Annotated in this window: 23 protein-coding genes; 11 read left to right on the forward strand and 12 right to left on the reverse strand. The window is 70.8% G+C overall.

The window, feature by feature from the left end:
- Positions 1-45 precede the first annotated feature (45 nt).
- Complete coding sequence (locus tag ACZ7CF_RS11885) at positions 46-570, forward strand: GerMN domain-containing protein (protein ID WP_470369557.1); 525 nt, start codon at positions 46-48, stop codon at positions 568-570.
- Positions 571-578: 8 nt separating this feature from the next.
- On the forward strand, positions 579-1499 hold the full coding sequence (locus ACZ7CF_RS11890; protein WP_470369558.1) for an o-succinylbenzoate synthase: 921 nt from the start codon (positions 579-581) through the stop codon (positions 1497-1499).
- Here the strand turns inward: ACZ7CF_RS11890 and ACZ7CF_RS11895 are convergent.
- The 3 genes from ACZ7CF_RS11895 to ACZ7CF_RS11905 form a co-directional block, all read right to left on the reverse strand.
- Entirely contained in the window at positions 1483-2574 is a 1092-nt protein-coding gene (locus ACZ7CF_RS11895) for a CapA family protein (RefSeq protein WP_470369559.1), read from the reverse strand. The genes ACZ7CF_RS11890 and ACZ7CF_RS11895 overlap by 17 nt on opposite strands.
- 26 nt (positions 2575-2600) lie before the next feature.
- Positions 2601-2732, reverse strand: a complete 132-nt coding sequence (locus tag ACZ7CF_RS11900; RefSeq protein ID WP_360385474.1) for a hypothetical protein — start codon at positions 2730-2732, stop codon at positions 2601-2603.
- Between the two features lie 116 nt (positions 2733-2848).
- Positions 2849-3940, reverse strand: coding sequence for an XdhC family protein (locus tag ACZ7CF_RS11905; RefSeq protein ID WP_360385472.1), 1092 nt, complete (start codon positions 3938-3940; stop codon positions 2849-2851).
- 104 nt (positions 3941-4044) lie between these two features.
- Here ACZ7CF_RS11905 and ACZ7CF_RS11910 point away from each other — a divergent pair, with 104 nt between their 5' ends.
- A complete protein-coding gene (locus tag ACZ7CF_RS11910) occupies positions 4045-4275 on the forward strand; it encodes a PspC domain-containing protein (protein ID WP_360385470.1) in 231 nt (76 codons plus the stop codon).
- On the opposite strand, the gene ACZ7CF_RS11915 is transcribed toward ACZ7CF_RS11910, so the two are convergent.
- The 5 genes from ACZ7CF_RS11915 to ACZ7CF_RS11935 all read right to left on the reverse strand — a co-directional run bounded on the left by ACZ7CF_RS11915 (position 4276) and on the right by ACZ7CF_RS11935 (position 9373).
- Positions 4276-5643 (reverse strand): beta-N-acetylhexosaminidase, encoded by a 1368-nt coding sequence (locus ACZ7CF_RS11915; protein ID WP_360385468.1) that lies wholly within the window; start codon positions 5641-5643, stop codon positions 4276-4278.
- Positions 5640-6473: a carbohydrate ABC transporter permease gene (locus tag ACZ7CF_RS11920; RefSeq protein WP_360385466.1), complete on the reverse strand. Its 834-nt coding sequence runs from the start codon at positions 6471-6473 to the stop codon at positions 5640-5642. Before ACZ7CF_RS11920 ends, ACZ7CF_RS11915 begins: the two co-directional genes overlap by 4 nt.
- Positions 6470-7354, reverse strand: a complete 885-nt coding sequence (locus ACZ7CF_RS11925; protein ID WP_360385464.1) for a carbohydrate ABC transporter permease — start codon at positions 7352-7354, stop codon at positions 6470-6472. Before ACZ7CF_RS11925 ends, ACZ7CF_RS11920 begins: the two co-directional genes overlap by 4 nt.
- A 2-nt stretch (positions 7355-7356) precedes the next feature.
- Positions 7357-8634 (reverse strand): extracellular solute-binding protein, encoded by a 1278-nt coding sequence (locus ACZ7CF_RS11930; protein ID WP_458429568.1) that lies wholly within the window; start codon positions 8632-8634, stop codon positions 7357-7359.
- 79 nt (positions 8635-8713) lie between these two features.
- Positions 8714-9373 (reverse strand): copper homeostasis protein CutC, encoded by a 660-nt coding sequence (locus ACZ7CF_RS11935; protein WP_470369560.1) that lies wholly within the window; start codon positions 9371-9373, stop codon positions 8714-8716.
- Positions 9374-9721: 348 nt separating this feature from the next.
- Here ACZ7CF_RS11935 and ACZ7CF_RS11940 point away from each other — a divergent pair, with 348 nt between their 5' ends.
- The 4 genes from ACZ7CF_RS11940 to ACZ7CF_RS11955 all read left to right on the forward strand — a co-directional run bounded on the left by ACZ7CF_RS11940 (position 9722) and on the right by ACZ7CF_RS11955 (position 12091).
- Positions 9722-10327, forward strand: a complete 606-nt coding sequence (locus ACZ7CF_RS11940) for an RNA polymerase sigma factor (RefSeq protein WP_470369561.1) — start codon at positions 9722-9724, stop codon at positions 10325-10327.
- A 5-nt stretch (positions 10328-10332) separates the two neighbouring features.
- Complete coding sequence (locus ACZ7CF_RS11945; protein ID WP_458434261.1) at positions 10333-10809, forward strand: carboxypeptidase regulatory-like domain-containing protein; 477 nt, start codon at positions 10333-10335, stop codon at positions 10807-10809.
- 134 nt (positions 10810-10943) lie between these two features.
- Positions 10944-11633 (forward strand): DddA-like double-stranded DNA deaminase toxin, encoded by a 690-nt coding sequence (locus ACZ7CF_RS11950; protein ID WP_360385454.1) that lies wholly within the window; start codon positions 10944-10946, stop codon positions 11631-11633.
- Positions 11630-12091 (forward strand): Imm1 family immunity protein, encoded by a 462-nt coding sequence (locus tag ACZ7CF_RS11955; protein ID WP_360385452.1) that lies wholly within the window; start codon positions 11630-11632, stop codon positions 12089-12091. Before ACZ7CF_RS11950 ends, ACZ7CF_RS11955 begins: the two co-directional genes overlap by 4 nt.
- A gap of 83 nt (positions 12092-12174) precedes the next feature.
- On the opposite strand, the gene groL is transcribed toward ACZ7CF_RS11955, so the two are convergent.
- The 4 genes from groL to ACZ7CF_RS11975 form a co-directional block, all read right to left on the reverse strand.
- Entirely contained in the window at positions 12175-13794 is a 1620-nt protein-coding gene (groL, locus tag ACZ7CF_RS11960; RefSeq protein ID WP_360385450.1) for a chaperonin GroEL, read from the reverse strand.
- A gap of 220 nt (positions 13795-14014) precedes the next feature.
- Positions 14015-15241, reverse strand: a complete 1227-nt coding sequence (locus tag ACZ7CF_RS11965) for a serine/threonine-protein kinase (protein ID WP_470369562.1) — start codon at positions 15239-15241, stop codon at positions 14015-14017.
- Positions 15242-15300: 59 nt separating this feature from the next.
- Complete coding sequence (locus tag ACZ7CF_RS11970) at positions 15301-15504, reverse strand: cold-shock protein (protein WP_360385446.1); 204 nt, start codon at positions 15502-15504, stop codon at positions 15301-15303.
- Between the two features lie 79 nt (positions 15505-15583).
- Positions 15584-16216 carry an AIM24 family protein gene (locus tag ACZ7CF_RS11975; protein ID WP_360385444.1) on the reverse strand — a complete coding sequence of 211 codons (633 nt, stop codon included), beginning with the start codon at positions 16214-16216 and terminating at the stop codon, positions 15584-15586.
- A gap of 83 nt (positions 16217-16299) precedes the next feature.
- On the opposite strand from ACZ7CF_RS11975, the gene moeA reads away from it, so the two are divergent.
- The 4 genes from moeA (at position 16300) to pssA (ending at position 20769) form a co-directional block, all read left to right on the forward strand.
- Positions 16300-17493 carry a molybdopterin molybdotransferase MoeA gene (gene moeA / locus ACZ7CF_RS11980; RefSeq protein ID WP_470369563.1) on the forward strand — a complete coding sequence of 398 codons (1194 nt, stop codon included), beginning with the start codon at positions 16300-16302 and terminating at the stop codon, positions 17491-17493.
- Between the two features lie 20 nt (positions 17494-17513).
- Entirely contained in the window at positions 17514-18917 is a 1404-nt protein-coding gene (locus ACZ7CF_RS11985; protein WP_470369564.1) for a M48 family metallopeptidase, read from the forward strand.
- Between the two features lie 203 nt (positions 18918-19120).
- Positions 19121-19816 (forward strand): phosphatidylserine decarboxylase, encoded by a 696-nt coding sequence (locus ACZ7CF_RS11990; RefSeq protein WP_360385438.1) that lies wholly within the window; start codon positions 19121-19123, stop codon positions 19814-19816.
- On the forward strand, positions 19816-20769 hold the full coding sequence (gene pssA, locus ACZ7CF_RS11995) for a CDP-diacylglycerol--serine O-phosphatidyltransferase (RefSeq protein WP_360385436.1): 954 nt from the start codon (positions 19816-19818) through the stop codon (positions 20767-20769). The genes ACZ7CF_RS11990 and pssA overlap by 1 nt, the downstream gene beginning before the upstream one ends.
- The last annotated feature ends 63 nt before the right edge of the window (positions 20770-20832 follow it).

Raw genomic sequence — 20832 nt, forward strand, 5'->3', positions numbered from 1 at the left:
CGAGAATCCGGCGTGAGCCGGGGAGCCGCCGGCTGGGAGTCCGGTGTGAGCCCGAAAACTGTCGGTGCCGGCTGGAAGAATGGAAAACGGGGGTCCCCTGCGAGGGGACGCCTGCGCAAGCTCGCGCCGACGATCCTGGCCGTGCTCGCGGTCGCGGTCCTCGCCTCCTGCGGCATCCGCCCCACCGGCGTCATCCCGGGCCTGCAGGCCCCGAGCGGTCCCGTCGAGAACCCCTCCCCGTTCGTCTACTGGGTCGCGGCCGGCCAGGTCGTGCCCGTCGCCCGCGACCAGGGCAGCCTCACCGGCCGCGACGTCGTGGCGTTGCTCGCGCAGGGGCCCAGCGGCGACGAGCAGCAGCGCGGGCTGAGCACGGAGGTGCCGTTCGACGCGGCGCCCGCGACGGTCGACCGGGTGGAGAGCGGGCTGGACGTCACGGTGTCGACGGACGTGTCGTTGCTGAGCCGGAACGCGGTCAGGCAGATCGTGTGCACGTTGCTCGCCGTGCAGGCGGTGGGGACGGTGCACCTGCGCGGCGGAGGGCATTCGCTGGAGGGGCGCCGGTGCGGTTGAATCGGGCGGTGCACGTCTATTCGATCCCGATGAACGTCCGGTTCCGCGGCATCACCACCCGCACCGGCGTGCTGGTCGAGGGGCCGGCGGGGTGGGGTGAGTTCTGCCCGTTCGAGGAGTACGACGACGAGGAGGCGGCGCCGTGGCTGCGGTGCGCGCTGGAGGCGGCGTACGAGGGGTGGCCGCGGCCGCTCAGGGACAAGGTGCCGGTCAACTGCACCGTGCCCGTCGTCGGTCCGGAGCGGGCGCACGAGATCGTGACGAGGTCGGGGTGCGCGACGGCCAAGGTGAAGGTCGCCGAGAGCATGCTCGAAGAGGACTGCGCGCGGCTTGAGGCGGTCCGGGACGCGCTGGGGCCGCAGGGCCACGTCCGGGTCGACGCGAACATGCTCTGGGACGTCGACACGGCGGTCAGGGCGATCAAGGCGATGGACCGCGCGGCCGGCGGTCTGCAGTACGTGGAGCAGCCGTGCCGCACGCTCGACGAGCTGGCCGAGGTGCGCAGGAGGACGACCGTCCCGATCGCCGCCGACGAGTCGATCCGCAAGGCAGAGGACCCGCTCAAGGTGGCCGTCGCGGGCGCCGCGGACATCGCGGTGATCAAGGTGGCGCCGCTCGGCGGCGTCCGCAGGGCGCTGGAGATCGCCGAGGCGTGCGGGCTGCCGTGCGTGGTGTCGTCGGCGCTGGAGACGTCGGTCGGCATGGCCGCGGGGATCGCGCTGGCCGCGGCACTGCCCGAGCTCGACCACGCGTGCGGGCTCGCCACGGTGGAGCTGTTCCAGGGCGATGTGACGAGCGAGTCGCTGAAGCCGGAGAACGGCTACCTGCGCGTGCCGGCGAAGGCGCCGGTGCCGGACCGGATCGGCGAGTTCGAGGTCGTGGACCGGCGCTGGACCGAGCGGTTCGAACGGGTCAGGGCTTCCCTCTGACCAGCCCGTGCTGGTTGGCGCCGAGGCTGAACACGACCTCCTCGGTGCGGCTGACCGCCTGCGTCCGCCGTTCCGTCGCGGGCACCCGCGTCAGGTCCACCAGCCGGATCGGCGGGCCGAGCTCCACCAGGGTCGGGGTGTAGGAGGCCTCGGTGACGGACCAGCCGGCCGGGCCCTGCTCGAAGCGGAAGCGGGCGACCACGCCCTCCTCGGTGACGCCGCGGGGTTCCGCGTGCCGGGCGACCTCGTTGCCCAGGCCGTAGGCGACCCACTTGGTGCCGATCTTCTCGAACGGCTGCACGACGTGCACGTGCGTGCCGATGATCAGGTCGAGTGCCGGGTCGGCCAGCAGCCGGCGGGCCAGTGCCTTCTGCTCGGCGGTGACGGCGTGCTGGTACTCGTTGCCCCACTGCACGGACAGCACGACGACCTCGGCTCCGGCGGCGCGGGCGGCCCGCGCGTCGGCGAGGATCTTGTCGGCGTCGATCTGGTTCGCGCGCCACGGCTGGGGCAGCGGGATGCCGTTGAAGCCGTAGGTGAACGACAGCTGGGCGACCTTCACGCCGTTCGCGTCGAGGATCAGGGGTGTGGCCGACTCCTGCTGCGTGCGGTACGAGCCGGTGTGCTTGAGCCCCACCGCGTCCATCGCGTCCAGGGTGGTCGTGATCGCGGAGACGCCGCGGTCGAGGGTGTGGTTCGAGGCGGTCGAGCACGCGTCGTAGCCCACGTCGACCAGGCCCTTCGCGACCTCCGGCGGGGCGAGGAAGGACGGGTAGCCGAAGAACGGGCCCTCCTTCTTGCCCAGCGGCACCTCCAGGTGGCACAGCGACAGGTCGGCCTTGAGCGTGTCGCGGATGCCGGAGAACAACGGCAGGAAGTCGCGGCCCGCGGCACCGCCGTCGGCGACCGCCTGGTCGGTCAGCGCCGGGTGGACCAGCACGTCGCCGCCGGCGGTGAGGGTGAACGAGCGGGCCGGCGGTGGGACCGGCGAGGGGGACGACGGTGGCACCGGGACCGAGGTGAGCACGACCGGTGAGCCGGTGCACCCGGACAGCGCGACACCGGCGGCCAGCACGAGGGCCGGCCACCGGTGAGCACGCTTCAGCGCTGCCGCCTGCGTCGCAGGGCCAGTAACAGCACGACGGCCAGTACACCGGCCGCGACGGGGAGCACGCGCTTCAACGCCGGAACGCCTGCCGTGTCGATCAGGTCGATCGGCTCGTCGGGAACCACTCGGAGATGCTGCTGTTGCGCCACCTCGTCAGCATCCCCGGAAGCCGCCGCGCTCGCCAGGTGTTCCGCGAACTGGCCGGCGAGTTCGCCGCTGACCTCGGCGATCGCCGGGCCGTTCAGTGGTGGATCGGTGCACCGAGGTCCACGAGCCGGCGGCCGGTTCCCCTCCACCGCAGGGCGATGACCTCGGCGGCGATCGACACCGCGGTCTCCTCCGGTGTCCTGGCGCCCAGGTCCAGGCCGATCGGCGAAGCCAGCGCGCCGAGCTCGCCCTCGGTCAGCCCCGCCTCCCGCAACCGCCGCAGGCGGTCTTCGTGCGTGCGGCGGGAACCCATCGCGCCGACGTAGCCGACCTTGAGCCGCAACGCGACCTCCAGCAGCGGCACGTCGAACTTCGGGTCGTGCGTGAGGACGGCGATCACCGTCCGCTCGTCGAGCTTGGGCGCCTCGGCCCGCAGGTACCTGTGCGGCCACGCGACGACGACCTCGTCGGCCTCGGGGAAACGGGTGCGGGTCGCGAACACGGGCCGTGCGTCGCACACGGTCACCCGGTAGCCGAGGAACGCGCCGAGCCTCGCCATGGCGGCGGCGAAGTCGATGGCACCGAACACCAGCATCCGCGGCGGCGGCTCGAACGAGTTCACGAACACGCTCATGCCCTCGCCGCGGCGTTGGCCGTCCGGGCCGTACCGGAGCACGCCGGACCGCCCGCTCGCGAGCATGCCGCGCGCGTCGTCCGTGACGGCGTCGTCGGCGCGGGACGACCCGAGCGTGCCCGAGCGGCGATCGGGCCAGATGACCATCCGCTGCCCGATGCGGTCCGGGTGCTCGACGACGGTCGCGACGGCCACGGGTTCCCCGGCGCGAACGGTGTCCACGACCTCGCCGAGCTGCGGGAACGTCTCCGCGTTGATCTTCTCGACGTAGACGTCGATGATCCCGCCGCACGTCAGGCCGACGGCGAACGCGTCGTCGTCGCTGACGCCGTAGCGCTGCAGCACCGGCTCGCCGGTCGTCTGCGCGAGGTCGTAGACGGCCCCTTCGACGCACCCGCCGGACACGCTGCCGATCGCCTGGCCGTCCCCGGTCACGAGCATCGCCGCACCGGCCGGCCGGGGTGCCGAGCTGAACGTCGCGACCACCGTCCCGACACCGACGGTCTCGCCGTTCGCGACCCGGTCGGCCAGCTCGAACAGGACATCACGCACGGCGTACCGCCTCCGGGGAGTCCATGACCCCCAGAGTACGACTCAGGGTCGGGTTCCGGGTGGTCACCGATGTGCGACCGCCCGGAACCGACGATTCTTGAGCCATGAACAACAACGTGCTCGACGAAGCGACGACGAAGGTCAAGAAGCTCCGGCGCAGCCGGAGCGACAAGATGGTCGCCGGTGTCTGCGGCGGCGTGGCCAAGATGATCGGCGTGGACGCCGCGCTGCTGCGGATCGTCCTGGTCGCCGCCACGCTGCTCGGCTTCGGCACCGGCGCCGTCCTCTACGTCGCCGCGTGGATCCTCATGCCCGAGGAAGACGCCGCGATGTGATCACCGTGGAAAACCGGGAACGCCGGGTAGCCGTTGCCAGGGGTGGGGACCGTTGAGGGGCCGGTACTCCACCCCCAGGGCGTCGAGCCGCGGCAGGTGGTGCTCGCGCAGCCGCCGCACGAACTCCGGGTCCTTCTCCGCCGGTGACCACACGACCTCGGCGAACGCCGCCAGGCGCGGGAACGCCGCGTAGTCCACGCGCCGGGCCGAGTCGAGGTGCTCGGTCCAGATGTTCGCCTGCGCCCCCAGCACGCGCCCCGGTTCGTCACCGGTGAGCTCGGCCGGGACCGGCTCCCACGCGTAGACGTCCTCCAGCGTCGTCACCGTGCCCACCGGGATGGGCTCGTCGTCCGAGCCGGACTGCCGGTAGTCGAGGTAGACGAACTCCTCGGGGCACATCACCACGTCGTGGCCCTCGCGGGCCGCCGTGACACCGCCTTCGACGCCGCGCCAGGACGCCACGACCGTGCCCGCCGGCAGCGGAGCGGAGTCGAGGACCTCGTCCCAGCCGTAGGGCCGCCGCCCGCTGCGCACCAGGTGCCGCGCGATCTCGCGGACCAGCTCGCCGTCGTGGCCGGGTGCCTCGTCGCCGCCGAGCCCGATGACCTCCGCGGGGAACACGTCCATCAGCTCGTCGAAGACCACCCGGTAGAAGTCCGCTGTGGACTCCTCGGTGTTGAGCACGCGTTCGTTGATGCCCCAGTCGGTCCACACGCCACCGCCGTGCACGCCGAGCTCCGGGTAGGCCGCGATCGCCGCCTGCGAGTGGCCGGGGATGTCGATCTCCGGGACCACCGTGACGTGCCGGGCCGCCGCGTACGCGACGATCTCGCGCAGGTCGTCCTGGGTGTAGAAACCGCCGTGCGGACGGCCTGTCAGCCCGCCCGAGCGCCGGTCGCCGAACCGCGAGTCCTCCCGCCACGAGCCGACCTCGGTGAGCTTCGGGAAGGCCTTCACCTCGAAGCGCCAGCCCTGGTCGTCGGTGAGGTGCAGGTGCAGGACGTTGAGCTTGTGCACGGACAGCAGCTCGACCCACCGCAGCACCTCCCGCTTGGGCAGGAAGTGCCGGGCGACGTCGAGCATGACGCCCCGCCACGCGAACCGCGGGAAGTCGACGACCTCGCAGGCCGGGATGACCCGCGGCTTGTCGCCCGCCGCGCGGAACGCGCCGGGGCCGAGCAGCTGCCGCAACGTCTGCAGCGCGTTCATCTCGCCCGCCGCGTCGTGCGCCTCGATCAGCACGCCGTCGTCGGAGGAGAGCAACCGGTAGCCGCCGGGCGGACCGTCGACGAGCACGGTCTCCCAGCCCTTGTAGTCGACGAGTCTTCCGCCATCCACATAGGACACCGGACGTGGCAGCAGGTTCATCCCTTCACCGCCCCGGCGAGACCGGACACGAGCCGGCGCTGGACGAAGATGAAGAAGACGAGCACAGGGATGGTCATCAGGGTGGAGCCCGCCATGATCGCGCCCCAATCGTTCTGGTCGGGTTTGACGAAGACCTGGAGAGCCAGTGGCAGGGTCTGGTTCTCCACAGCGGAGATGATGAACGTCTTGGCGAACAGGAAGTCGTTCCAGGCGTGGATGAACGACAGCACGGACGTCGCCACCAGTCCGGGTGCGACGAGCGGGAACAGCACCTGCCAGAGGAACCGGAACCGCGAGGCGCCGTCCAGGGTGGCGGCCTCCTCCAGCTCCACCGGCACCGCGGCGACGAAGCCGCGCAGCATCCAGATCGCGAACGGCAGGCTGAACGCCAGGTGCACCAGCACGAGCGAGCCCAGGTGGTTCAGGCCGAACACCGGCACGGTGTCGCCGACCGACCGCATCAGGAAGAACAGCGGCACGGTCAGCGCCTCGACCGGCACCATCTGCACGACCAGCAGCATGATCAGCAGCGTGGTGCGGCTGCGGAACCGGAAGCGGGTCAGCGCGGTCGCCGCGAGGAACGAGATCAGGATGCTCAGCGCCACCACGATCAGCGCCACGACGATGCTGTTCACGAAGTAGCGCCCGAAGTTCGCGACCGTGAGCGCCCGCGTGAAGCTGTCGAGCGTCGGCCGCGTCGTCCACGGCACCGGGTCGGCCGAGATGATCTCGTCCTCCGGCTTGAACGCGCTCAGCACCATCCAGAACAGCGGGAACGCCACGACTGCGGCGATGACGAGGACGAAGCCCTCGGTCAGCCAGCGCTTCACAGGGCCTCCCCGGAACGGCGCAGTGCGCGCAGGTAGAACAGCGTGACCACCAGCAGCAGCACGGTCGTCACGACGCCGATGGCCGCGCCCAGCCCGTACTCCGACGCCGCGAACGCCTGCTGGTAGGCGTAGACGTTGAGCACGAGGTTGCGCCCGGCGATGCCGCCGCCGTTGGTCATCACGTAGATCTGCGTGAAGATCTTGAAGTCCCAGATGATCGACTGGATCGTCACCACGAGGATGATCGGCCGCAGCAGCGGCAGGATGACGCTCCACGCCGTGCGGAACGCCGAGGCGCCGTCGAGCGCCGCGGCCTCCAGCACCTCACCGGGGATCGCCTTGATGCCCGCGTAGAGCGTGACCATGACGAACGGGAACGAGCACCAGATCACCTGGGCGGCGACGAGCCCGAACGCGGTCCACCTGTCGAACGTCCAGGAGAAGCCCTGGATGCCGAGGACCTCGTTGACGAACCCGAAGTTCGCGTCGAACAGGAACAGCCAGATCGTCGAGCCGGCGACGGCGGGTGTGGACCACGCGCCGAGCGCCGCCAGGAACAACGTCATGCGGACCCACGTCCTGACCCGCGTGGCCAGGATCGCGAGGAAGGCGCCCACGAGCAGGGTGCCGACCACGCAGACCGCCGCGAAGGCGACGGTCTGCCCGAGCACGGTCCAGAACTGCTGGTCGCCCAGCAGCCTCTGGTAGTTCCCGAGGCCCAGGAACTCCAGCGGCGCACCACCGCTCACCTGCTCCTGGCCGTAGTCGAAGAGCGAGATGAGCACGAGCTGGTAGATCGGGTAGGCCAGCAGGCCGCCCAGCACCAGCAGCGCTGGGGCCAGGTAGGCGAACGCGGTCCTCCCCTGGCCCTTGGCGGTCATGCTCACGACGTGAAGGCCGCGTTCATCGTCTTGGCGGCGTCGGCGGTGGCCGTGTCGACGTTCTTCGCGCCGGTGACGACCTCCTGGATCATCGTCGGCAGCACGGTCTGCGCCTCGATCTTCGCCCACGCCGGGGTGACGGGGACGAACTTCGTGCCGGCCTGCAGGGTCTTGGTGAACGGCTCCAGGAACTTGTCCGAGTCCGCGACCTGCTTCTGCACGTCGGTGAACGTCGGCAGGTTGCCCATCGCCGCGTACATCTTCTGCTGGTACTCCTTCGACGCGAGCAGCTGCGTGAACTCGGTCGCGAGCGTCTTGCGCTGGGTGCCCTTCATGACGCCGAGCAGGTTGCCGCCGGCGAACGCGGGCGCGATCGAGCCCGCGGTCTTGCCGGGCAGCGGCACGACGGCGTACTTGCCGGCCGCGCTGGAGGCGTCGACCGACTTGCGGTTGAAGTCGCCGCCGATGGTCATGGCCGCCTTGCCCGCGCGGAACGCCTCGACGCTCGCGTCACCGCCGTTGCCCGCGCAGGTGGCCGGCGGGCAGATGTCGTCCTTGATCAGCTCGGTGTACTTCGCGACACCGGCCCTGGCCTCCGCGCTGTCGACGGCGGCGGTGAACTTGCCGCCGTCGGACTTGGCGATCTCGCCGCCGCTGGCCCAGATGAACGGCAGGGCGGCGAACAGGTACTTGCCGCCGGCGGAGATGCCGATCAGCTCGGGCTTGCGCTGCCGGATCTCACGGGCCGTGGTCGCGATCTCGTCGAGCGTCGCCGGCGGCTTGAGGCCGAGCTCGGAGAAGACGTCCGTGCGGTAGTAGAGCGCGCGGACGCCGACGAACCACGGCACGCCGTAGGTCTTGCCGTCGACCTTGGCGGTGTCGAGGATCGTCGGCACCAGGTCCTTGGACTCGCTCCACGCGCTGAGGTCCAGCTCGGAGAAGCCGCCCGCGGAGACGTAGCCGGCGAGGTCGGTGTTGCCGAACTCCGCCACGTCCGGCGCGCTCTTGGGGTCGCTGAAGGCGGCCTTGAACCGTTCCGCCCGGCTGGACACCTGGATGTACTGCACGTCGACGGTCACGCCGCTGTGCTTGCCCTGGAACTCGGTGACGGCCTCCTTGACCACCGCCTCCTTGGGCCCGCGGTTGACCTCGTCGAACAGCCACACCCGCAGCTGCCCGGTCTTCTCGTCCCCCGCCGTGTTCGCCGGTCCGGACTGCACCGGAGCGCAGGCGACCACCGCGCCCACGCCCAGCACGGCCACGAGTGCCTTCAGCCTCATCGCGCCCTCCGCATTGCATATAGTGCAACAGCCATTTCACAGGAAGCAACGTGAGACTAGAACGGTCCGCGCTAAGGGTCTAGACCAGACGGTTGATCCATTGCCGAACTGATGCCGGGTCGACCGGTTCGTCCCACCCGCCCGGCCGCACGGCACTGCCGACGTGGAACGCGGTGATGCCCGCTTCGAGGAGCTCCCCGACGTGGTGGGGCTGGAGGCCGCCGCCGACCAGCAGCGTGGGCGGCTGGGCGTTGACCAGCTCTTTCAGGACCTCCCTGCCCGCTTCGACACCCTTGCGGTGACCGGCGGCGAGCACGGTGTCGCAGCCGAGTCCGGCGACGGTCTGCCAGCCCTTGCGCACGTCGTTCGAGTTGTCGAGCGCGCGGTGGAACGTCCACGCGCAGCCCTCCAGCTCGGCGGCGAGGTTGAGCGTGACGCCCTCGTCGATCTCACCCTCCGCGTCGAGGAACCCGAGGACGAACTCGGTCGCACCCGCCTCCCGCAGCTCGGCGGCGGTCCGGCGCAGCTGCCTCAGGTCGCCGGGCGCGAACCCGTTCCGGTCGCGCAGCATCACCCTGATGGGCAGGTCGCACGCCTTCCGCACCTCCGTGAAGGTGGCGACCGACGGCGTGAGCCCGTCCGCGGCCATGTCGGCGACCAGCTCCAGGCGGTGCGCGCCGCCCTCCTGAGCAGCAACGGCGTCCCTTGCGTCGAGTGCGATGACTTCGAGAATCGGCATGGTCTAGACCATAGTGCGCAAGTCGATGTGCTTTCGGAAATCCGGGAGCGATTTCTCGCATCCCCGCGTCGGAGTGCGTATCTGGGTCCTGGTTCGCCGCTCTTGTTCAGTGAGCGACAGGACGTGGAGCGAGCGTCAGCCGGTTCGAGGGGTGCCGGCCGGCGCGGCTCCCACCAGGGCGGCCCGTGATGCGGAGGGGGAATCACGGGCCGCTGGTGCACCCAGGGGAAGATGAGGGCGGACGATGGGCGAGACTGCTCCAATTGAGTGAATTTTGTATCTACCGCCCAGTCGACGCCTCCTGACCTGGCGAACGGCGCTGACGTGGCGGCCGATCGGAGGTGCTGCGTGGACGAGCTGCACACGGCGGATGACCGAACGCCGTGGGACGGGCTGGAAGGCACCGAACGGCATGCGGTCTGCGTCGCCGCCGCACGCGAAGGCAACCGCAACGCACTCGACGTCCTCGTGGCCGAGCTGACCCCGCTGGTGTGGCACGTCGCCCGCGGCCAAGGCCTCGACCGCGCCGCGGCGGAGGACGTCGTGCAAACGGTGTGGCTCGCCTTCCTCCGCAAGATCGACACCATCAAGGAACCGCGCGCCCTGGTCGGCTACCTGGTCGTGACGACCAGGCGTGAAGCACGCCGCACCTGGACGCCGAACAAGCGCGAGACCCACCTGTCCGACGAGTACGCCGAACAGCTGGAGTCCGACACCGGCCTGCCAGAGGACGTGACGTTGATGGACGACCGCGACCGCAGGCTGTGGCTCGCGTTCGGCCGGCTCACCACCAAGTGCCAGGAACTGCTCCGGCTCACCGTGCTCGCGGGTCGCGCCGAGTACCGAGCAGTCGCCGAAGCACTCGCCATGCCCCACGGCAGCATCGGTCCGACCAGGGGACGGTGCCTGAACCTGCTGCGCAACTACCTGGAAACGGAAGGAGGATCGCGGTGAACGAGATCGACCCGCGCGACGACCGCAGGGGCCTTGAGGACACCGCAGTCCTCTCCGAGCTGAACAGGCTGGTCGACGAACTCGATCCACCTCCCGCAGACCTCGTCGACCGCGTGAAGTTCGCGATCGCTTTGGAGGACCTCGACGTGGAGGTGGCCCGCTGGGAACGCGCAGGCTCCTTCGCGGGCGTGCGCGGCGGCCAGACCGGCACCATCACGTTCACCGTCGACAACCTGACGCTGATGGTGAACTTCACGTCGACCGGCTCCCGCCACCGCATCGACGGCTGGCTCGTCCCGGCCGGCGAACACACGGTCGAGGTGCGCGTCGCCGACCACAAGTCGTCGTGCACCCGTGCCGACGACGGCGGGCGGTTCGTGCTGCCGGACGTTCCGGCCGGGACCACGCAGATCCTCGTGCACCTGGTGAACTCGCACGGGGAACCGGGGCGGACCGTGGTGACGCCGACGATCATGCTTTGAGCCGTTTTCGGTGTGGGGAACGGTTTTGCAGGATTGGCGCGGTATGGGTTTCCGGGGGCGTGCCGCGCCCGCACTGGGGTGCTGAACTGGGGCGGTGACTCGCGGCCCTGACCCGCGCGGCGGGAGGTGGCGGCGTGCCGAGCACGTTCGGTGAAGTCGCCGCACTTCTCACCCAGGCCGTGCAGAAGAGCGAAGCCGCGATCAGCACGTTGTCGCGGGCGTCCGCCCTCGTCGACGAATGCCGGTCTCAGTTGCTGGCCGCGCTGGCCGGAACCACGGCCGAAGACGATGCCGCCGCTGTCATCGCGTCCTTCCAAGCCGTCCAGGACGGTGTCGCCGAACGAGTTCGCGAGCTGCGAGCAGCTCTGGAGGGACTCGCGCGAATCCGAGCCCGGTTCGAGGTCCACAGCCGTCCTGAACCGGCCTCGCCGGCAGCCGTGCAGTCGTGGGTTGCGGGCACGCGAGCCGGGTTGCCCTGGTACCGGACGAGCGGCGTCTACCGGTCCTCTGACGGCCGCACCGACCTGGTGCAGAGCGGGCGTGAACCGGATGGGGAGCACGACCGCATCAACGACCACCTGGTCGATCTCGGCATCGGACGCCCTGGTGCGAGCGTGGAGGCGTCCAAGCACGTCGAGGTGAAGGTCGCCTGGCGGATGCGGCAGAGCGGCATGAACCGCGTCGAACTGGTGGTCAACAACGAACTCTGCAACGGAGTCCTGTCCTGCTCCCGGCTGCTCCCCCACGTGCTCGGGCCGGGGCAGACGTTGACCGTGCACGACCCAGTACGGTCGCGGGAGTTCCGCGGAAAGGACGTGCGGTGAGTTACACGCTCGAATTCTGGTACTACCACGGCGACAACCGCGCCGACGAGCCCGTCGCCGTCGCCACCGCGGCGGAGTTGGACGAAGTCCTGACCCACGTCGCGAACCACCCGCAACCGCACCCGGCACAGATCGCCGCGAGGGAGCTGCCGAAGTTCGGGGTCCTCGAGATCCCGGACCGGATGTTCAAGCTGGACGCGCGGCACGGGTTCGGCGCGTTGCACTTCGTCGGCCCGGACCCCGAGAGCACCACTGACGAGATCGGCTACTGGGTGACTCGGGGTGCTGAACCCCCGGCAGCCGTACCGACCCTCTACGTCGACAAGGACAACAAGACGGAGTTCCCCCGGAACGCCGCGATCCGGCTCGACCAGGTCCGGGACGCCCTCCTGGAGTTCCAGCGGACCGGTTCCCGGCCGACGTGCGTCGAGTGGCAGGTCACCGAACCGGTCTACTGACCACCGACTCCCCGGAATGCCGGAAGGCCCGGCCCCGCCGAAGCGGGACCGGGCCTTCCGAGGTGGAACAGCAGCGGCTGGACTCAGAAGTCCATGCCACCGGCGTCCGGCGCGGCCGGAGCGGCGTTCTTCTCCGGCTTGTCCGCGACGACGGCCTCGGTCGTCAGGAACAGCGCGGCGATGGACGCGGCGTTCTGCAGCGCGGAGCGCGTGACCTTGGCCGGGTCGATGATGCCGGCGGCGACCAGGTCCTTGTACTCGCCGGTCGCGGCGTCGAGGCCCTCGCCCGCGGGCAGGGACTTGACGCGCTCGACCACGACGCCGCCTTCGAGGCCGGCGTTGACGGCGATCTGCTTCAGGGGCGCCTCGACGGCGACCTTGACGATGTTCGCACCGGTGGCCTCGTCGCCCGTGAGCTTCAGGCCCTCGAACGCGGCCTCGGCGGCCTGCAGGAGCGCGACGCCACCACCGGCGACGATGCCCTCCTCGACGGCGGCCTTCGCGTTGCGGACGGCGTCCTCGATGCGGTGCTTGCGCTCCTTGAGCTCGACCTCGGTGGCCGCGCCCGCCTTGATGACGGCGACGCCGCCGGCGAGCTTGGCGAGGCGCTCCTGGAGCTTCTCGCGGTCGTAGTCGGAGTCCGACTTCTCGATCTCGGCGCGGATCTGGTTGACGCGACCCTGGATCTGGTCGGCGTCGCCCGAGCCCTCGACGATGGTGGTCTCGTCCTTGGTGACGACGACCTTGCGGGCCTTGCCCAGCAGCGAGATGTCGGCGTTCTCCAGCTTCAGGCCGACGTCCTCGGTGATGACCTGGCCACCGGTGAGGGTGGCGATGTCCTGGAGGATGGCCTTGCGGCGGTCACCGAAGCCCGGGGCCTTGACGGCGACGGACTTGAAGGTGCCGCGGATCTTGTTGACGACCAGCGTGGCCAGGGCCTCGCCCTCGACGTCCTCGGAGATGATCAGCAGCGGCTTGCCGCCCTGCATGACCTTCTCCAGGAGCGGGAGCAGGTCCTTGACCGTGGAGATCTTGGAGCCGAACAGCAGGATGTACGGGTCCTCGAGGACCGCTTCCTGGCGCTCGGGGTCGGTCACGAAGTAACCGGAGATGTAGCCCTTGTCGAAGCGCATGCCCTCGGTGAGCTCGAGCTCGAGACCGAGGGTGTTGCTCTCCTCGACGGTGATGACGCCTTCCTTGCCGACCTTGTCCATCGCCTCGGCGATGAGCTCGCCGATCGTGGGGTCAGCGGCGGAGATGGACGCGGTAGCAGCGATCTGCTCCTTCGTCTCGATCTCCTTGGCGTTCTTCAGGAGCTGCTCGGCGATGGCCTCGACGGCCTGCTCGATGCCGCGCTTGAGGCCGAGCGGGTTGGCGCCGGCGGCCACGTTGCGCAGACCCTCGCGAACCAGGGCCTGGGCGAGAACGGTCGCGGTCGTGGTGCCGTCACCAGCGACGTCGTCCGTCTTCTTCGCAACTTCCTTGACGAGCTCGGCCCCGATCTTCTCCCACGGGTCCTCGAGCTCGATCTCCTTCGCGATGGAGACGCCGTCGTTCGTGATCGTCGGCGCACCCCACTTCTTCTCGAGCACGACGTTGCGGCCCTTCGGGCCGAGCGTCACCTTGACGGCGTCAGCGAGGGTGTTCATACCCCGCTCGAGACCGCGGCGGGCGTCCTCGTCGAACGCAATCATCTTGGCCATTGCGGTGTGTTCCTCCGCCTTTGTGGATTCTGGGCCACTGCGGGCCGGCAAAGCCCACAGCGGAACACGGTTCGCTTGGCCAGGTTCGGTGCCCGCGACGGACGACCCCGCGAAGGGGGCCTCACCTTCCCAGCCTCACTTCTTTGGCACTCGACTGAGCCGAGTGCTAAGACGTGTTTAGCACTCGGGCACGGCGAGTGCAAGCAGCCGGGGTGGAGCGTCAGCCCGTCGTGCGCACCGGCACGGAGGTCGGCAGCGGCTTGCGCGAGGTCGGGTCGTCGCCGACGTTGAGCGTGGGCGAGGAGTTGGTCTTGGGCTGACGTGCCGGTTCGTCACCGGGCGACAGGATGATCACCACGATGACGATCGCCACGATCGCGACCGCGGCCGCGATGACCGGCGCCAGCCAGGCGGGACGTTCCTTGGACGTGGCGTTGAACGCACTCACGCCCACCTGGTTCGGCGGCCGCAGGCGGACCGGGTCGGACAGCTGCTGCTGCGGGTACCCGCCCTGGTAGCCGCCCTGCTGCTGCACCGGCGTCGGACCGGACAGCGGCGACTGCACGGGGATCGAGCCGGAGTGCGGCCCGAGTTGAGCGGGGCTCGATCCCTGCGCGACCCCGGCGAGCGCGACGCGTGCGGCCGCGATCAGCTCGGCGCAGCTGGAGTAGCGCTGGGCCGGCTCCTTCGCGGTGCCGCGGCGGATGACGTCGTCGATGGCGGGCGGCAGCGCGACGAGCTGCGAGAGCGGGGGCACGGTCTGGGCGAGGTGGCCCTGGATGACCTCCTGCACACCGCCCTGGAACGGCGGGCGCCCGGACAGGCAGGCGAAGAGCATGCACGCGAGCGCGTACTGGTCGGTGCGGCCGTCGACGGGCTCGCCGCGCAGGTGCTCCGGCGCCGCGTAGGTCGGCGAGCCGAGGAAATCACCTGTTCGGGTGCGGTGGCCGGTGGCGCCGCGGCGGGTGAGGCCGAAGTCGGCGACGTAGACGTGCTCGCGGACGCCTTCCTTGGTGGTCACGAGGACGTTCGCCGGCTTCACGTCGAGGTGCACGAGGCCCTTGCCGTGCAGCATGTCGAGCGCCTCGGCGACCTGGGCCAGCAGCGTCAGGGTGCGGGCGGGGGTGAGCGGCCCCTCCTTGACGTGGCCCGCGAGGTCCTGGCCGTCGACCAGCCGCATCGCGATGTAGAGCAGGCCGTCGACCTCGTCGAAGTCGTACAGCGGCACGATGTTCGCGTGGTCGATGGCGGAGGTGTTGCGCGCCTCGTCGACGAACCGCTCGCGGAACTCCGCGTCGGGTGCGAGGTGCTCACCGATGACCTTGAGCGCGACTTTCCGGCCCAGTCTCACGTCCGTGGCCTTGTAGGTCACGCTCATGCCACCGCGACCGAGCACACCGTCGATCCGGTAGTGCGCGATCCGCCGCCCGCTCAGGTCCTCAGACACGCGAGGCAGCCTAACGCCCGCCGGGATCGCGCTGCTCGGGGTTGCTCAAACAGTGACTTCTACGCCTTGCGCACGTCCGAGGCCTGGCTGCGCCCGTCCCGGCCGGCCTGCACCTCGAACTCCACCCGGTCGCCCTCGGAGAGCGTCCGGAAGCCGTCCATCTGGATCGCCGAGTAGTGCACGAACACGTCGGGCCCGTCGTCGGTTGCGATGAAGCCGTATCCCTTTTCGGAGTTGAACCACTTGACGGTACCGAGAGCCAAGGCGTCCTCCTTCAGATCACGCAAAGCGCAGAACGCAACGCTAGGAGAAGAAAACTCACTCGGATACCTCCTTACGGAGTCATGAACGCGAGCTGACTCCGTTGGCGCGCAACCAGGTGGCGAGCCGGCGGGGTCCGCGCGTCTGGGTGAGGACGGCACCGGGACCGGCGAAGTCGAACACCAGGCCCTCACCGGAACGGACGTTCTGCGTGCCCTCGGGTGGCAACGCGCGGAGCCGGCATTGCACGGTGTCGGAGAAAGCGAGCACGTGATCGGTGTCGACGGTGACCGCCTCACCCTCGCCGAGGGTCACGAGGTCGAGTGCGCCGGAGCAGCCGAGCAGCACCGTCCCCTGTCCACGTGCGTAGTTCAGGAATCCTTCGACGCCGCCGAAGAGCGCCTGCAACGGGGGCGCTTGCGGGTTCATCACCACGGCGCTGCCGGACGCGATCCAGCCGAGCCGGGAGATGCACCAGCCGCTGCTGCCGTCGAGGTCGACGGTGTGCAGCTCGCCGGGCAGCGCCGGTGCGACGTCGACCCAGCCGCCCTCGGCGCCGGCGGTGCACAGCGTGACGGCGCCGCCCTTCGGCTCGACCGCGAGCCCGTAGCTCGTGGCGAGCACCGACTGCGGCTCGACCAGCACCATCTCCGCGGGTGCGAGCACGAGTCTCGCCACGCCGAAGCTCGGTGTGTGCCGGGTCCGGACCTGCACGCTGTGCACCCCCAGGGGTTGAACCGGTCCACGAGTGGGCCGGGAGATCGTCACGGCCTCCGCGACCTTGGCAGTATGCAGTCGTGTCCCCCACCTCTGTCGCCGCACACCGCCAGCGCGTCGCCTCGCTCGTCGGGCAGATGCCGGTCCTGCAGCTGCCGCTCGAGGAGTGCCTCGGGCTGGTCCTCGCCGCGGACGTGATCGCGCCGGTGTCCCTGCCGCCGTTCGACAACTCCGCGATGGACGGGTACGCCGTCCGCTCCGGTGACCTCGCTCAGGTCCCGGTCCGCCTTCCGGTCTCCGACGACATCCCGGCGGGCAAGGTGGACGTGCGGCCGGTGGAGCCCGGCACAGTCCACCGGATCATGACGGGCGCGCCGGTGCCGCCGGGAGCGGACGCGGTGGTCCAGGTGGAGTGGACCGACGCGGGCACCGAGCAGGTGCAGGTGAACGCGACCGTCGCACCCGGCACGAACATCCGGGTGGCGGGCGACGACGTGCGCGAGGGCGATCCGGTGCTGGTCGCCGGAACGGGGCTGGGCCCTGCCCAGCTGGGGCTGGCCTCCGCGCTGGGCCTGCCCGAGCTGCCGGTGCGGCGCCGGCCGCGGGTGCTGGTGCTGTCCACGGGCACGGAGCTGGTGGAGCCGGGCACCCCGTTGCGACCGGGGCAGATCTACGAGTCGAACGGCATGATGCTGGCCGCGTCGGTGCGCGACGCGGGCGGCGTGGCGGTGCGGCTGCGGTTCGTGCCCGACGACGTGGAGGCGTTCCACCGGGCGCTCGCGCCCCACCTCGGGTCGGTGGACGTGATCATGACGTCCGGCGGGGTCAGCGCGGGCGCGTACGAGGTGGTCAAGGACGCCTTCGCGAGCCACGACGTCGAGTTCACGAGGGTCGCGATGCAGCCGGGCGGCCCGCAGGGCTCCGGCCGGTACGAGGGCGTGCCGGTGCTGACGCTGCCGGGCAACCCGGTGAGCGCGCAGGTGTCGTTCGAGGTGTTCGTGCGGCCCGCGCTGCTGGCGTCCATGGGCCACACCCGCACCGACCGGCTGACCGCACGCGCGCGGATCTCGTCGCCGCTCACGTCACCGGCCGGGAAGACGCAGTTCCGGCGGGGCGCGTACGACCCGGCGTCGGGCGAGGTGGTCACGCCGGTCGGGGGGCCGGGTTCGCACCTGCTGTCGGCGCTGGCGTTGTCGAACTGCCTGATCGAGGTGCCGGAGGACGTCACGGAGCTGGCGGCCGGCGACGAGGTCACCGTCCGGCACCTGCGGTAGCGGGCGATCCGGTGGCGGTTGTGCGGTCTGTGCTGGCGTTGGTGCTGCTCGCCGGGTTCTTCGTGCTCGGCGCGGCGGTCACGGCGGGGCTGGTCGCGCTGTCGGTGTGGCGGTTCCGGATCGGGGACTTCCAGGGCGGCGGCTGGGTCGGGTTCATCGCGGCCGCGGTGGGGTTCCTGTTGTTGTGGGCGGTGGTGCGGGCCGTGTACGCGCGGCCGGAGCCGACCGGTGTGCCGCTGGGCCGGGCCGCGCACCCGGAGCTGTGGCGGCACGTGGACGAGCTGGCGGCGCTCGCCGGGACGCGCTCGCCCGACGACGTCCGGTTGGTGCCGGAGCCGAACGCGGGCGTGTGGGAACGGCGTGGCACGCGGTACCTGCAGCTCGGGGTGCCGCTGGTGGCCGGGCTGTCGGTCGGTGAGCTGCGGTCGGTGCTGGCGCACGAGCTGGGCCACTACGGCGGCGGGCACACGCGGGTGTCAGCGGTGCGGTTCCGGGCGAAGCTCGCGCTGGAGCTGGCCGTCGAGCAGGGCGACTTCATGCGGCTGCTGTACGGGTGGGCGCGGCTGTACTCGCTGGTGGTGGCCTCGGAGAGCCGGCGGCACGAGCGGTTCGCCGACGAGGTGTCGGTGGCCGCGGCCGGGGTGGCGGCGGCGCGGCGGGCGTTGCTGCGGATCGGGCCGGTCGGCGCGGGCTGGGGCGACTACCTGCGCTGGTACGTGGTGCTCGCGGTGCTCGCGGGGCGGACGCCGCCGCTGCTGGAGGGCTTCCGCGCCTACCTGGCGCACCCGCGGCGGGTGCACCAGCTGCGGGCGCTGGAGGCGGTGCTGGCCGAGCAGGAGCCGACGTCGGTGTTCGACAGCCACCCGCCGGTGCGCGAGCGGGTCGCGGCGATGACGGCCGCCGACTCGGTGCCGGTCGACGAACGGCCCGCCTGGGAGCTGCTCGACGGGACGCCTCCGGAGGCGTTCGCGGCGCTGCTCGACGTGCAGGGGCCGCCGATCTCGTGGGAGGAGCTGGCGCCGCTGACCGGTCCGGCGCTGGTCAGGCGGTACGCGGACGCGCTGCGGCACGCGGGGCGGGTCAGCGGGGTCGGCGAGACGCTGCGGGACGTGCTGGCGTGCCTGGAACGCGCCGAGCTGCACCGGCTGACCGGGCGGCCGGTGGACGGCTCGCTCAGCGAGGAGCAGGTGCACGAGGCGGCCGTGGAGAGCGTGACGGAACTGCTCGCCTGCGCGGTCGCGGACCAGCTCGTGACGACCGGGCGGGGCGTGCTGGAACTCAACTGGGGCGGCATCCCCGTCGTGCGGATGGCGGACGGAGCTGCGGTGCACTCCGAAGACCTGGTCGCACCGGCGGTGCGGGACCCGGCGCGGGTGGGCGAGGTGCGGGCGCGGCTGCGGGCGCTCGGCGTCGACGGACTGTGACGGAACGCTCACCGCACGGCGTTGTTGACCCCCTGTGACCGGGATTACACTGGCTTGAGGCGCCGGTGGGCCCGTGCATTCGTCGGGGGATGCACGGGGCTACCGGCCACTTGTTTTCTCGGCAGTCCATGTGGGCGGTTTGGCGTGTTGGCGTAGCGTGTTGCCGCCCGACATCCACGGAAGCTACGGAATCCCACACCACGATGAGCAGCGAAAAGCCCGTCTCCCACTTCCTCGAACTCGCGCGCGGGATCGTTCCGCCGATGAACCCGGCCGGACGTCCGTTCGTGGCCGGCGCGGCGGTCCTCACGTTCGTCCTGCGTCGCTTCAACAAGCGCCTCGGCGTCGTCGGCGCCGTGCTCACGGCGTGGGTGGCCTGGTTCTTCCGCGAGCCGAAGCGCGTCACGCCGGCCCGGTCGAACATCGCGATCGCGCCCGCGGACGGCACCGTCTCGCACGTCGTCGACACCGTGCCGCCCAAGGAGCTCGGGCTCGGTGACCAGCCGATGACCCGCGTCAGCGTGTTCCTGTCGGTGTTCGACGTGCACGTGCAGCGCATCCCCGCCGACGGTGAGGTCGTCCAGGTCTCCTACCACCCCGGCAAGTTCCTCTCGGCCGACCTCGACAAGGCCTCCGAGGAGAACGAGCGCAACACGGTGTGGATGCGCACGACCGAGGGCCACGACCTGATCTTCGTGCAGATCGCCGGCCTGGTCGCCCGCCGCATCGTCTGCCACGTCGCCGACGGCGAGAAGGTCGAGCGCGGCCAGACCTACGGCCTCATCCGCTTCGGCTCGCGCGTCGACACCTACGTGCCGCGCGGCTCCCGCGTCCTGGTCGAGGCCGGTCAGCGCACCATCGGCGGGGAGACCGTCCTCGCCGAGCTCCCGGAGGCCTGATGGCTCCCAGCGGGCCCGGCGTTCGCCTCCTGCCGAACGCGATCACGGTCCTCGCCATGTGCGCCGGCCTGTCCTCGGTGCACTTCGCGAACGTCGGCATGTGGGGCGCGGCCATCGCCTCCATCGCGGCCGCCGCGGTCTTCGACGGGCTCGACGGCCGCATCGCGCGCATGCTCGACGCCACGTCGAAGATGGGCGCGGAGCTGGACTCGTTGGCCGACGCCATCTCCTTCGGGGTGGCGCCGGCGCTGGCCATCTACCTGTGGAAGTTCGAGGGCAACCGGGCCGGCTGGGTCATCGCGCTGATCTTCGCGGTGTGCATGGTGGTCCGCCTGGCCCGCTTCAACACGTTGCTGGAGAAGGAACAGCCGCCGTTCGCGAAGGAGTTCTTCGTGGGCGTGCCGGCGCCCGCCGGTGGCCTGTTGCTGCTGCTCCCGTTGATCATCGAGGAGCAGGTCCGCACCGACGGCTGGTGGAACTCGCCGGTCGCGGTCGGGGTGTGGACCGTGGTGGTGGCCTTGCTGCTGGTGTCGCGGATTCCCACCCTGTCCGTGAAGACCGTGAAGGTGCCGCCGCGGTTCGTGGCGCCGTCGTTGGTGCTGATCGCGTTGCTGGCGGCCGCGGTGATCACGTTCCCGCTGGTGGCGCTGATCATCGCGATGGTCGTGTACCTGGCGCACCTGCCGTACTCGGTGCGGCGGTACCTGTGGCTGTCGAAGCACCCCGAGGCGTGGACCGTGACCGGTGTGGAGCGCCGGGCGATCCGGCGGGCGCACGGGGTGGCGGCGCGGCGGCTCGGGTTGCGGCAGCCGTTGCGCGGCCGGGTGGCCGGGGCCGCGATGCGGGCTGTGCGGCGGCCTCGGCGTGACTCCGGTGTGGCCGACGGGGCGTCGCCGGCGGGACGGCGGCGGTCGTGGCGGCGGCTGGGGTTGCGGCGGCAGCAGAAGCCGTGATCGCCGGGTGAGGAGTTCGGGGAAGCCCCGCGGGAGTTCGCGCCCGCGGGGCTTTCCGCTGTT

The organism is Lentzea sp. NPDC036955 (assembly GCF_055608005.1).